This is a genomic window from Microbacterium sp. K2 (assembly GCF_051365005.1).
Classification (GTDB): Bacteria; Actinomycetota; Actinomycetes; order Actinomycetales; family Microbacteriaceae; genus Microbacterium; species Microbacterium foliorum_B.
Genome location: NZ_JBLWII010000001.1, coordinates 1,104,344 through 1,117,420 on the forward strand (window position 1 = coordinate 1,104,344; position 13,077 = coordinate 1,117,420).

The 13,077-nt window shown below is 68.1% G+C and carries 12 protein-coding genes; 7 read left to right on the forward strand and 5 right to left on the reverse strand.

All coding sequences use genetic code 11. The features are described 5' to 3' along the window. Positions 1-100 precede the first annotated feature (100 nt). The 5 genes from ACLKOY_RS05540 to ACLKOY_RS05560 are packed head-to-tail and all read right to left on the reverse strand — an operon-like array spanning position 101 to position 5,493. Entirely contained in the window at positions 101-937 is an 837-nt protein-coding gene (locus ACLKOY_RS05540) for an ABC transporter ATP-binding protein (RefSeq protein WP_436452775.1), read from the reverse strand. Next, positions 934-1,797: an ABC transporter ATP-binding protein gene (locus ACLKOY_RS05545; RefSeq protein WP_140036615.1), complete on the reverse strand. Its 864-nt coding sequence runs from the start codon at positions 1,795-1,797 to the stop codon at positions 934-936. Before ACLKOY_RS05545 ends, ACLKOY_RS05540 begins: the two co-directional genes overlap by 4 nt. Further along, positions 1,794-2,774, reverse strand: a complete 981-nt coding sequence (locus ACLKOY_RS05550) for an ABC transporter permease (RefSeq protein WP_363571313.1) — start codon at positions 2,772-2,774, stop codon at positions 1,794-1,796. The genes ACLKOY_RS05545 and ACLKOY_RS05550 overlap by 4 nt, the downstream gene beginning before the upstream one ends. Continuing rightward, entirely contained in the window at positions 2,767-3,762 is a 996-nt protein-coding gene (locus ACLKOY_RS05555) for an ABC transporter permease (RefSeq protein WP_363571315.1), read from the reverse strand. The genes ACLKOY_RS05550 and ACLKOY_RS05555 overlap by 8 nt, the downstream gene beginning before the upstream one ends. Positions 3,763-3,801: 39 nt before the next feature. Further along, positions 3,802-5,493: an ABC transporter substrate-binding protein gene (locus ACLKOY_RS05560; protein ID WP_436452776.1), complete on the reverse strand. Its 1,692-nt coding sequence runs from the start codon at positions 5,491-5,493 to the stop codon at positions 3,802-3,804. A 246-nt stretch (positions 5,494-5,739) separates the two neighbouring features. Between ACLKOY_RS05560 and ACLKOY_RS05565 the strand changes: the two genes are divergently transcribed. From ACLKOY_RS05565 to ACLKOY_RS05595, 7 genes are read left to right on the forward strand one after another with little or no spacing between them, the layout of a single operon-like run. Next, positions 5,740-6,456 carry an NUDIX hydrolase gene (locus ACLKOY_RS05565; RefSeq protein WP_436452777.1) on the forward strand — a complete coding sequence of 239 codons (717 nt, stop codon included), beginning with the start codon at positions 5,740-5,742 and terminating at the stop codon, positions 6,454-6,456. Beyond that, entirely contained in the window at positions 6,453-7,790 is a 1,338-nt protein-coding gene (gene nadA, locus ACLKOY_RS05570; RefSeq protein WP_436452778.1) for a quinolinate synthase NadA, read from the forward strand. The genes ACLKOY_RS05565 and nadA overlap by 4 nt, the downstream gene beginning before the upstream one ends. Further along, positions 7,787-9,301: an L-aspartate oxidase gene (nadB, locus tag ACLKOY_RS05575; protein ID WP_436452779.1), complete on the forward strand. Its 1,515-nt coding sequence runs from the start codon at positions 7,787-7,789 to the stop codon at positions 9,299-9,301. The genes nadA and nadB overlap by 4 nt, the downstream gene beginning before the upstream one ends. Continuing rightward, entirely contained in the window at positions 9,301-10,152 is an 852-nt protein-coding gene (gene nadC, locus ACLKOY_RS05580) for a carboxylating nicotinate-nucleotide diphosphorylase (protein WP_436452780.1), read from the forward strand. Before nadB ends, nadC begins: the two co-directional genes overlap by 1 nt. 5 nt (positions 10,153-10,157) lie before the next feature. Beyond that, positions 10,158-11,297, forward strand: coding sequence for a cysteine desulfurase family protein (locus ACLKOY_RS05585; protein WP_436452781.1), 1,140 nt, complete (start codon positions 10,158-10,160; stop codon positions 11,295-11,297). A 37-nt stretch (positions 11,298-11,334) separates the two neighbouring features. Next, entirely contained in the window at positions 11,335-12,282 is a 948-nt protein-coding gene (locus ACLKOY_RS05590) for a glycosyltransferase family 2 protein (RefSeq protein WP_436452782.1), read from the forward strand. Positions 12,283-12,302: 20 nt separating this feature from the next. After that, entirely contained in the window at positions 12,303-13,076 is a 774-nt protein-coding gene (locus ACLKOY_RS05595; protein ID WP_436452783.1) for an SDR family NAD(P)-dependent oxidoreductase, read from the forward strand. Position 13,077 lies beyond the last annotated feature (1 nt).

Here is a 13,077-nt window from a genome sequence, read left to right on the forward strand (position 1 = left end):
AGTCTAGCGGGTCGACGTCATCGGCACAGGCCCCAGCAAGCTGCGCTCTGCTGCGACCGTCGACCGGACGGCGACAGGAGAGCACAGGGCGAGAATGCCGTCAGAGGCCTGCTAGTTCGGCCCTGACCTCGTCGCGCAGGCGCCCGAGGTTCTCGGGTTCGGGCGCGGCGCCCAGAAGCGTCTTCGTGTACTCGTGCTGCGGGTTGAGGATGACATCGTCGGCGGGGCCGCGCTCGACGACGTCGCCCTTGTAGAGCACCATGATCTCGTCGCTGAAATGCCGGGCCGTCGCGAGGTCGTGCGTGATGTAGAGCACCCCGAGGTTCTCCTCGCGCTGCAGATCGGCCAGCAGGTTGAGCACCCCCAAGCGGATCGACACGTCGAGCATCGAGACCGGCTCGTCCGCGACGATGAACCGCGCTCCCGGCGCCAGCGCCCGCGCGATCGCCACGCGCTGTCGTTGGCCACCCGACAGTTCATGCGGACGACGCTCAGCGAAGCTCTCGCCGGGCGACAGCCGCACCCGCTCGAGCAGTTCGATGGCGCGCTCACGCACCTGCCTGCTCGAGAGCTTCGGGTGGTGGAGCCTGATCGGGCGCTCGAGGTGATGGATGATCGAGTGGAACGGGTTCAGCGAGGCGAATGGGTCTTGGAACACCATCTGCACCTGCGAGCGGTAGTCCTCGACCGCGCGGCCGCGCATCCCTGAGTCCTTGCCGTCGAGCAGGATCTGACCGCTGGTCGGCGTCTCGAGCTTCATCAGCATCCGAGCGATCGTCGACTTGCCCGAGCCCGACTCTCCGACGAGGGCGACCGTCTTGCCCGCTTCGATGGTGAAGGACACATCCTTGACCGCGTGCAGGACCGACGTCTTCAGCCCTGATCGCAGAGTGAAGTCCTTCACCAGGTTGCGGGCCTCGAGGGTGTGAGCGCTCATCGGATCTCCTCCTGGCTGGGCTGGTTGCCGGTGCGGACGAAGTCGCCGCGCTCACCGGTCAGACTCGGGAAGCTCGACAGCAGCTTCTTGGTGTATTCGTGCTGCGGCGTGCGGTAGATCTCCTCGGCCGTGCCCTCTTCGACGATCTGCCCCTGCAGCATCACGGCGATGCGGTCGCTGATCTCGATCAGCATCGGCAGATCATGGGTGATGAAGATGACGGCGAAGCCGAGACGCTCGCGCAGCCGCATGATCTCGCGGATGATGCCGCGCTGCACCACGACGTCGAGCGCCGTGGTCGGCTCATCCATGATCATCACCTGCGGATCCAGAGCCAGTGCCATCGCGATCATCATGCGCTGGCGCATGCCGCCCGAGAGCTCGTGAGGGAAGCTCGTGAGCCGTGACGGGTCGACGCCGACGAGAGTCAGGAGCTCTTCGGCCCTCGCCTGCTTGTCCTTCTTGGACATGCCCGGACGATGGGTGTCGAAGATGTCGAAGATCTGCGCACGGACGCTGATCACCGGGTTGAGCGAGTTCATCGCGCCCTGGAACACCATCGAGATCTTGTCCCAGCGGAACGCCCGCAGCCCGTCTCCGTCGAGGGCGACGATGTCGATGTCGTGGCCATCGCGATCGTGGAACACGATCTCGCCGCCGGTCATGAGCGCCGGCGCCTTGAGCAGCCGGTTCATGCCGTAGGCGAGCGTCGTCTTGCCGCAGCCCGATTCGCCGGCCAGTCCCAGGATCTCTCCTCGGTTGAGCGTGAGCGAGACATCGCGAACCGCCTTGACGGGCGGGTCGACCTCGTACTCGATCGACACGTTGCGTGCGGTCAGAACTGCGTCCGGAGCGCTCATGCGGCGAGTCCCTTCGTCTTGGCCGCCTTGCGCACACGGCGAGCCGCATCCGGCGCGTTGCGGAGCTTGGGGTTGATGACCTCGTCGATCGCGAAGTTGATGAGAGCGAGTCCCGCACCGAGCAGGGCGATCATCACTCCCGGCGGCACGAACCACCACCACGCGCCGCGGCCGAGAGCCTGTCCCGACTGCGCATCGTTGAGGATGGTCCCCCAGGTGATCGACGAGGTGGGGCCGAGACCGAGGTAGGAGAGACCGGCCTCGCCGAGGATCGCGAAGATGATCGCGAACAGGAACTGCGCGGTGAGCAGCGGCAGCAGGTTCGGCATGATCTCGACGAGGATGACCCGGAAGGACCTCTCCCCCGCGACCTTCGACGCGTAGACGTAGTCACGGGTGCGCAGCGATCGGGTCTGCAGACGCAGCACATATGCGGCACCGGCCCAGGAAGTGATTCCGAGCACGAAGGCGACGAGCTGCCAGTTGCGCTCCGGGACGAACGACGCGATCACCATGACCAGCGGCAGCCCGGGGATCACGATCATCACGTTGGTCAGCAGTGCGAGCGCATCCTCCCGCCAGCCGCCGAGGTATCCCGCGAGAACCCCGAAGAGGAGAGACAGCATGATGGCGATGCCGCCGGCGACCACGCCGACCAGGAGCGATCCCTGCGCGCCGATCGCGAGCTGGGCGAACATGTCGTTGCCGAGTTTGGTGGTGCCGAGCCAGTGCTCCGGCGACGGCGGGAGCAGGGCCGGGTTGTCGGTGCTCCGCGGATTCTGCGAGAAGATCGGCGCGATGATCGCGAACAGCACGATCGACAGGACGATGACAGCGCCGACGACGAACTTCGGTGAGGTGATCGGGAGCACCCGGCGGCGCTTGCGCCCGCGCTGGGTCGCCAGCGAGATGGTGCTCGCGGGCTGGGTCGTGGGCTGATCCTTCGTGATCAGCACTGCGTTCTCGGTGTCAGACATTCTGGCGAGCCCTCGGGTCGATGAAGCCATAGACGAGGTCCATGATGAAGTTGGCGGCGAGCACCGTGATGGTGATGACGAGGAAGAGCCCCTGCATCAGCGCGTAGTCGTTGTTCGTGACCGCCTGGAACATCAGCTTGCCGATGCCCGGGTAGGTGAACACCTGCTCCATGACGATCGATCCGGCCACGACGAAGCCGAGAGTGATCGAGAAGCCCGCGATCGAGGGGATCGCGGCGTTGCGGGCCGCGTAGGTGGTCATGATGCGACGAGGGCGGAGTCCCTTCGCCTCGGCTGTGAGCACGTAGTCCTCGGCCATGGTCTGCACCATCATGTTGCGCATTCCGAACATCCAGCCGCCGACCGACGAGATGACGATGGTCAGGGCGGGCAGGAGTGCGTGAGAGAGCGCGTTGGTGAAGAACGCCCAGGTCGGTTCGGGGCCGTCGGGGAACTCGAAGACGTCATAGCCGCCGAAGATCGGGAACCAGCCGAGTCCGACCGCGAACACCGAGACGAGGAGCAGCGCCATCCAGAAGTACGGGATCGACTGCAGCACAGTGGTCGCCGGGATCAGATGGTCGACCCACGTTCCGCGCTTCCACCCCGCCCAGGCACCGAGCGCGACGCCGAGGATGAAGGAGATCACGGTCACCGTGCCGACGAGGATGAGAGTCCAGGGCAACGCCTGGCCGATCAGCTCGCTCACCGGCGCGGGGAACTTGGTGACGGAGATGCCCAGGTCGCCCTGGAGCATCCGGCCCCAGTACGCGATGTACTGCTCCCAGAGGGACGAGTCATCGCCGCCGAGAAGCAGCTTGATGTTGCGGATCGTGGTCTCGGAGACCTCGCCGCCCGCACGCTGCATCTTGGCGATCATGATGTCCGCCGGGTTCCCCGGCATGAGCCGGGGAAGCAGGAAGTTGAGTGAGATCGCGGCCCACAGCGTGAACGCGTAGAACCCGATTCTTCGTGCATAGAACTTCATGTCACTGACCTTGCTTCCTGCTCCCCCGACCCCATTGCGTTACTTGACCGGCTCGAGCTGCGTCAGGACGTAGCCCGCTGCGATCGCTCCCCAGGACGGCGGGAAGGCGTAGAGGTCCTCCTCCGTCGGCCAACCCGTGAAGTCCTTCGTGTTGTAGAAGGTCTGCGTCGCGTTGATCACGAGCGGGATGTAGGGCAGGTCGCGCACGATCTCGGTCTGGATCGTCGCGTACAGCTCCTTCTTCTCGGCCTCGTCGTTCGTGCTGACAGCGGACTGGATGGCGGTGTCGACCACCGGATTGCTGTATCGGCTGAAGTTCCACCGGCCGGCCGGAACCTCGGTGCCGACCGGGCTGGTGGATTCGACTGCCGTCCCGCCGAACCAGTCGCGGTAGATCTGGAACGGATCGGCGACGGATGTGCCGATGACACCACCGACGATCAACTGGAAGTTGCCGCCCTGGCGGGCATCGGAGAACTCCTGCCACTGCACCGTGGATGCCGTGACCTTGATGCCGGCCGCCTCGGCCTGCTCGGCGATCAGCTTCGCGGCGTCGTTGTAGTCGGTCCACCCGTCGACCGAGATCAGGCTGAGCTCGAGCGGCACGCCGTCCTTCGCGTAGTAGTCGCCGTCCTTCGTGTAGCCGGCGGCCTCGAGGATCTCGCCCGCCTCTGCGGCGTCGGCTTCCTGGGGGCTGACCTCGTTGGCGGAGTCCGCGACCCACTTCTCGTCGCGCGGCAGCAGAGCGAAGGTCGGCGAGATGTCGCCGGTGAGGCCGACGAATGCCTTGTCCTTGATCGCCGTCCGGTCGATGGCGACGTTGAGCGCCTGGCGAACCGCGACATCGGTCTGCGGACCCGTGCAGCCGAGCTCGGCGTTCGAGCAGGTGTAGAGCACCGTCGGGTCCTGCGGGGTGTTGATCCACTCGATCGCGCCGTTACCCGTGACGTCGTCGGGGTTCGGGATGAACATGCCCGTCCAGTCGAGCTGGCCGGCGGCGAGCAGGTCCTGAGCGGTCTGGTTGTTGTCGACCGCGATGTACTGGACCTTCTTGACTCCGAGTTCGTCGGCGTCACGGAAGTTCTCGTTGGCGACGAGCGTGTAGGACTCGCTCGTCGTCTTGTCGACCACGTAGGCGCCGGATCCGACCGGCTCCTCGTTGGTGAAGTCGGCGAAGTCGGCGACCTCCGACCAGACGTGCTCGGGAAGGATGTAGGTCGAACCGAGGCGCTGGAACTCGGTCGTGTACTGCGCGGTGCTGTAGGTCAGGACGACCGTGGTGTCATCGGTCGCCTCGGCCGAGACGAGACCGTTGCCCTCGGGGTTGTTGGCCTCGTACGTGAAGGAGAACGCGACGTCGGCCGCAGTGAGCGGCTCTCCGTCGCTCCACTTGAGGTCGGGCTTGATGGTGATCGTGATCGCCGTGCCGTCCTCGTTGTACTCGAACGAGTCGCCGATCAGGCCGACCGGTTCGGCGTCGGCCGTCTTGTTGAAGAAGAACAGCGGCTCGTAGATCGGTCCGAGCGCACCGTGGAGCACGGTCGGGGCGAACGGGTTGTAGTTCGCGGTGATGGGGGTCTGGCTGCCGGCCCACACGCGAAGAGCCCGGTCGCCGTCGCCACCGCTCCCCTCGTTGCTGCCGCCTGCGCCACAGGCCGTCAAACCCAGGGCGAGGACGGATGCCCCCGCCACAGCGGTGAGCGCGATCTTGCGCCTTCCGTTACGGATCATTCTGTATTTCCTCTCGGTGCTGCACTGCAGGAGGGATCTCCGGGATGGAGCCGAGCCCCGGGCGGGACTCGTGACAGATCCCCCAAAAGGGATTTGTTAGGACAGTAACCTAACAAATGGCCAAGTGGGCAACAAGACTCCGGAACGCTGGTATATAACGTTTCGGCCTCGGGCGCGTCACGCTGTCACATGGATGCACTAATGGTCGCGATGACACTAAGATCGATCTCGGAGGTTAAGGTACCCATGACTCAAACCAGAGGCATCGATGTCGCCGTGTCGACCGTGATCCTCACGCTGCGTCGCGCGGAGAACGGCGCTGCGGTGCTCGCGTTGCCGCTGGTGCTGCGCACCCGAGAGCCGTTCGCCGACCAGTGGGCCCTGCCCGGCGGGTGGCTGACTCCGACCGAATCGCCGGTCGACGCCGCCGCCCGCACGCTCGCCGAAACGACGGGGCTCACGCCCAGCTACCTCGAGCAGCTCTACGCCTTCGGAGCAGTCGACCGCTCCCCCACTCGCGTGGTGTCGATCGTCTACTGGGCGCTGCTGCGTCAGGACGACGTCGACGCGCAGAGCGCCGCGCATCGAGCATCCGGTCTCGCTCCCGAGAACGTGCGCTGGTTCGATCTCGGCGACCTGCCGCCGCTCGCCTTCGATCACCGGAAGATCGTCGACTACGCGCTCTGGCGACTGCGCAGCAAGGTCGGCTACAGCCGCGTCGCCCACGGGTTCCTCCCTGCGGAGTTCACCCTGGCCGACCTCCGCGAAGCATACGAGGCGATCCTCGGCAAGCACTTGGATCCGGCCAACTTCCGCCGTCAGGTCGAGTCCGCCGGCAACCTGCTTCCGACCGACCGGTTCCGCACCGGCAGTCACCGACCCGCCCGCCTGTACCGCTACAACACCGATGTCGAGCTGGCCGATCGCGGCCCTCTCGGCCCTGAGGAGACGAGCACCCGATGAGCACCACCTTCGTTCCGACGCCGGTCGTCCCGCCGATCGACGCCTCCGTCGACCACGCGATCCAGTCGATCGTGTCGGGCGCATCGACAGATGCGACATGCACGACCGATCTCGCTGTCGGACCCTGGGACTTCGACTCCCGCCCCGGCTACGGCCCCGGTTCGTCTATGGGTGACGTCATCCCGACCGGGGCACCGCGTCAGGGAGAGCTCCCTGACGAGTACCGCGATGCGAGCGAGGACGACCTCGACGAGCGCATCCGCGCGGCGAAGGCGACGCTCGGCGACCGGGCCGTCGTGCTGGGGCACTTCTACCAGCGCGAAGAGGTGGTGCGGCACGCCGACTACGTGGGCGACTCATTCCAGCTCGCGACCGCCGCGAAGGAGCGCCCCGATGCCGAGGCCATCGTGTTCTGCGGCGTGCACTTCATGGCCGAGACGGCCGACCTGCTCTCCGGCCCCGATCAGGCGGTGATCCTGCCGAACCTCGCGGCCGGGTGCTCGATGGCCGATATGGCGGACATCGATCAGGTCGAGGACTGCTGGGAACAGCTCGCCGACGTGCTCGGCGACCTCGACGCGGAGGACGAGGACGGTCGAGTGCCGGTGATCCCCGTCACGTACATGAACTCCTCCGCCGCGATCAAGGGCTTCGTCGGCCGACACGGCGGGATCGTCTGCACCTCGTCGAACGCGCAGACCGTGCTCGAGTGGGCCTTCGAGCGCGGGCGACGAGTGCTGTTCTTCCCCGACCAGCACCTCGGACGCAACACCGCGAAGGCGATGGGTGTGCCTCTCGAGCAGATGCCGATGTGGAACCCTCGCAAGGCGCTCGGCGGCTCTTCCGCGGCCGAGCTCGTCGACTCCCGGGTGATCCTGTGGCACGGGTTCTGCTCGGTGCACCGCCGGTTCACCGTCGATCAGATCGACCAGGCGCGCGCGGAGCACCCCGGCGTACGGGTGATCGTGCACCCGGAGTGCCCCATGGCCGTCGTCGACGCGGCTGATGAGGCGGGTTCGACCGACTACATCCGCCGAGCGATCGCCGCGGCGACCACGCCGACGACGTTCGCGATCGGCACCGAGATCAACCTCGTCCGCCGCCTCGCGGCGCAGTTCCCGCAGCACGAGATCTTCTGCCTCGACCCGGTGGTGTGCCCCTGCTCGACGATGTATCGCATTCACCCCGGGTACCTCGCCTGGGTGCTGGAAGAGCTCGTCGCCGGCCGCACCCCGAACCGGATCACGGTGACGGCCGATGTGGCCGACCCCGCCCGCATCGCTCTCGAGCGGATGCTGGCGGCGAAGCCGCCCGTGGTGGCGAGCGCACGATGAACGTCATCGTCGTCGGATCGGGGATCGCCGGACTGACCGCAGCGCTGCACGCGCGAGAGGCCGGGCACTCGGTCACCGTCGTGACGAAGGGCGCGATCGGCGACGGCTGCACGGAGTACGCGCAGGGCGGCGTCGCCGGGATCTACGGCGCAGGCGACTCGGCGGCGCAGCACGCGGCCGACACGATCGATGCGGGGGCAGGGCTCTCGGATGCGGCCGCCGTCGAGGTTCTCGTACGAGACGGCGCGGCACGGATCGCCGAGCTTATCGCCCGAGGCGTCGCATTCGACCGCTCGCCGGACGGCGAGCTCCTGCTCGGACGCGAGGCTGCTCACCGTCACGCCCGCATCGTCCATGCCGGCGGAGATGCCACCGGAGCGGCGATCGCGCAGGCTCTGGTGGCCGCTGTCCGCCGCGCCGAGATCACCGTCGTCGAAGGCGCCTTCCTCGCCGACGTGATCGTCGACGACGGCACCGCGCGTGGCATCCGCGTCGTGGTCGACGGTGTGGCCTCCGACCTCTCAGCCGATGCGGTGATCCTCGCGACGGGCGGCGCCGGTCACCTCTTCGCGCACACCACGAACCCCCTGGGCGCCACAGGAGACGGGATCGCCGCCGCACTGCGCATCGGCGCCGCGGTCGCGGACCTCGAGTTCGTGCAGTTCCATCCGACGATCCTGGCGGAGGGCCCCGCGTTCCTCGTCTCCGAAGCCGTGCGCGGCGAAGGTGCGACCCTGATCGACGCGGCCGGTCGGCGATTCGTCTTCGACACCCACCCCGACGGCGAACTCGCCCCGCGGGATGTCGTCGCCCGGGCGATCGCCCGACAGGCCGCCCGGCAAGGCTCCCCCGTGCATCTCGATGCGACGATGATCGGCGGACCCCGGCTCGCAGATCGGTTCCCGACCATCGACCGGGTCACGCGTGAACGGGGTTTCGACTGGGCGTCCGAGCCGATTCCCGTGACACCGGCCGCGCACTACCTCATGGGCGGGGTCGTCACCGACCTCGATGGCCGCACGTCCATCCACGGCCTGTTCGCGGTGGGCGAGGTCGCGCGCACGGGCGTGCACGGAGCGAATCGCCTCGCCTCGAACTCCCTGCTCGAAGGCGCCGTCTTCGGCGCTCGAGCGGCAGCGGCGCTCGATGCACCGTGGCAGCATCCCCAGACAGACACCCGTGTCTCGGCTGTGAACGACACGATGCATGACGACGACCAGGGCTCGGATGACGTGGAGGCCCACGGCACCGCGTTCAGTCGTGCAGCACTCCAGCGCTTGATGTGGGACCACGTGGGCCTGCTGCGCTCGGAAGACGGTCTCCGGCATGCCGTGATCACGGTGCGTCGCTGGCTCGCCGCCGCTCCCGACCCCACGACGGTCGCCGAGCGCGAGGACGCGAACCTGCTCCTGCTCGCCGAGGCGACAGCATCCGCAGCTCTCGCCCGCACCGACTCGATCGGCGCGCACTTCCGCGACCCCGTCACCGCCCCTCTCCTGGAGACCGTCTGATGCTCACTCCCGCCCACATCACCCGCGTCGTCGGCGCAGCGCTCGAGGAGGACGCTCCCTGGGGCGACCTCACCAGCACCACGCTGCTGCCGTCGGATGCCACCGCCACCGCCGACCTGGTCGCCCGTGAAGCGGGGATCTTCAGCGGAGGCGAGGTGTTCGAGGCTGCGTTCCGTCTCACCGATCCGACCATCGCGATCGACGTGCACGTGGGTGACGGTGACGCCTTCGCGGCGGGTGACGTGCTCGCCTCGGTGTCGGGATCCGCCCGAGGGATCCTCACAGCCGAGCGCATCGCGCTGAACTTCACGCAGCGGATGAGCGGCATCGCGACGATCACGGCCGCGTACGTGAGCGCGATCGACGGAACGCCGGCACGCATCGCGGATACTCGGAAGACGACCCCGGGACTCCGCGCTTTCGAACGGCATGCCGTGCTCTCGGGAGGCGGACACAACCACCGCCACTCACTGTCGGACGCGGTGATGGCCAAGGACAACCACCTCGCGGTGCTGAAGCGCTCGGGCGTCGACCTCGCCACCGCTCTGCGCGATGCGCTCTCGCGCCTGCCCCACACCACCCATGTGGTCGTCGAGGTCGACCGGCTCGATCAGATCCCGGCGGTGCTCGACGGCGGCGCGCACACCGTGCTGCTCGACAACTTCTCGCTCGATGAGCTGCGCGCGGGAGTGGCGCTGATCGATGGCCGCGCGCAGGTCGAGGCCTCGGGCGGCGTGAATCTCGACACGGTCGCCGGCATCGCGGCGACCGGGGTCGACGTGATCTCGGTCGGCGCGCTGACGCACTCGGCGAGGGCGCTCGACCTCGGCCTGGATGTGCGGATCGACTGACGCGGATGCTCTATCTCGACCACGCCGCGACTGCCCCGGTCCGCCCGGAGGTGCTCGACGCGATGCGACCCTTCCTCACCGGGGTGTTCGGCAACCCGTCGAGCCATCACACATACGGCGAGGCTGCGGCGAGCGCGCTCGACGAGGCACGTTCACGGGTCGCTCGGATGCTCGGGATGCGCTCCGGCGATGTGATCTTCACCTCCGGCGGAACAGAGTCGAACAACCTCGCGGTGAAGGGGATCGTGCTCGCAGCCCTGGCCCGTGGCCGTCGACACCTGGTCGTCTCGCCGATCGAGCACGAGTCGATCCTCGAGTCCGCCGACCACCTGCGTCGATTCCACGGCGTCGAGGTCGCGGCGGCTCCGGTCGACGCGCTCGGCAGGATCTCCGCTGCCGGACTGTCGCAGACCCTGCGCGACGACACCGCACTGGTCGCCATCGGGCACGCCAACAACGAGATCGGCACCATCCAGGACGTGCCCGCACTCGCAGCAGCGGCCCGGAGCGCAGGCGTACCGCTGCATGTCGACGCGGTGCAGTCGGCGGGGTGGCTGCCGCTCGCCGACCTCGGAGCGGACGCGACAGCGGTGGCCGGGCACAAGCTCGGGACGCCCAAGGGCATCGGAGCACTCGCCGTTCGGGGGCGCGTCGCGCTCGAACCCCTCATGCACGGCGGCGGCCAGGAGCGGGGCCGCCGCTCGGGCACCGAGAACGTCGCGGGAGCGGTGGCCCTCGCCACAGCGCTGGAGCTCGCCGACGCCGAGCGCGACGAGGTGAACACTCGACTCAGGGCTTCGACCGGACGATTCATCGCGTCGGTGCAGGCGCTCGTGCCGCAGGCATCGCTCACCGGTGACCCGGTGGCGCGGCTTCCCGGCACGGCGAGCTTCACGTTCGCCGGGGTCAGCGGCGAGGCAGTTCTGCTCGAGCTCGAGCGACGGGGAGTCGTGTCGTCGAGCGGCTCGGCGTGTGCTGCCGGAAGCGATGAGCCTTCGCACGTGCTCCTCGCGTGCGGGGTGTCCCCTGCGGTCGCACAGACCTCCGTGCGCTTCACGTTCGGACGCGAGGCGCTTCCCCCCGATCTGCCTGAGCGGCTCGCCGCGCTGGTGGCCGAGGCGGTGCGTGCAGTCGCCCATCACTGAACGGCGTGAGCAGCGCGTGCGGCCATAGACTCGGCTGGTGACCGCATCCGCCCCGATCGTGACCCTGATCGTCCCCGGCCGCGACATCGGCTCCTTCGCTCCCGCCGCACTCGACTCGCTGCTCTCGCAGTCCGAGACACGGTGGCGCGCTCTCCTCATCGACGACGGCTCCGTCGACGACACCGCAGAGATCTTCGCCGCAGCGGCCGCGTCGGATCCACGGTTCCGAAGCCTGCGGCACGAGGCGTCACGAGGACTCGGCGCCGCACGCAATGCGGGCCTCGACCTGGTCGACACCCCCTTCGTCGGGTTTCTCGACGGCGATGACGAACTCACCTCCACGGCACTCGAGCGCCTCCTCGGCACCGTCACCGAGACCGGCAGCGATTTCGTCGCCGGCGCCTACGTGCGATCGCGCTTCGACGGCGAGCGCTATGTCGCTGGGCGGGTGCAGCCATGGGTGTCGGCGGCGACGTCTCCGGCGCGGCTCGGCACCACGATCATGGAGCACCCGCGTGCGAGCGCCAACATCGTGGCGTGGTCGAAGATCAGCCGCACCGACTTCTGGAGCGACCTCAGGTTTCCCGAGGGCGTGGCGTATGAGGATCAGGTGGTCGCGCAGCTGATGTACACCCGCGCACGCAGCTTCGACGTCATCCCCGACACGGTGGTGAAGTGGCGTCTGCGGGCTGACGGCACCTCGATCACGCAGGGCCGGGCACAGCTCCCGGTGCTGCGCGACTACCTCGACGCGCTGCGCGGCGGAATCCGAGTGCTGCATGAGGCGGGCGCCCGCGCCGCCGTCACGGCCAGGCTGGAGCTGATCCTCACCATGGATGTGCCCCCGCTGCTCGAGATCGCACGCACCCACGACGATTCCGCGTATTCGGCGGAGATCGACGCGTTCGTCGCCGAGATCGAAGCGCTCCCCGAGCGCGCCGCCGCCCGCCCCGACCCCGCACTCACCGCCGCCCTGGCGTGGTGAGCCTCGCCATCAGGAGACCCGTGAACCAGTACCTCGCCGACCTCTTCTCGCTCGAGGGCCGCACCGCGGTCGTCACCGGCGGGAGCTCGGGCATCGGACGAGGCATCGCGACCGCCCTCGCGAGGGCTGGTGCGTCCACGGTGATCGTCGCGCGCGGCGAAGTCCGGATCACCGAGACCGTCGCCGAGCTCACTCGCGCGGGATGCCACGCAGCCGGTGTGGTCGGCGATCTCAGCTCTCGTGAGGGAATCCGGGCTCTTGCCGAAGCTGCCATCGAGCCGTTCGGCGAACCCGACATCCTCGTGAACTCCGCAGGGATCAACATCCGCCCGCCGTTCGCCGAGATCACCGAGGACGACTGGGACGCGACGATGACCGTCAATGCGCTCGCCCCCTTCCTGCTCGGGCAGCGCTACGCCGCTGGCATGGCCGAGCGCGGCTTCGGGCGCCTGATCCACATCAGCTCGCAGCAGGCGCATCGTGCCTTCGTCGGCAGCGGTGTCTACGGGGCCTCGAAGGGAGCCGTGGAGTCGCTGATGCGCTCGGAGGCCGAGGCGTGGGGTGGCACGGGCGTCACGAGCAACACCCTCGTGCCCGGATTCGTGCTCACCCCGCTCAACGCACGGTTGCAGGAGGATCCGGAGCAGATCGCGGCACTCGCCGCCCGGACGATGATCGGCCGCAACGGGCTGCCCGCAGACTTCGCGGCGGCAGCCGTGTTCCTCGCCGGTGTCGGCTCGAGCTACGTCACGGGGCAGTCGTTGTTCATCGACGGCGGCCTGTCGGTGCACTGAG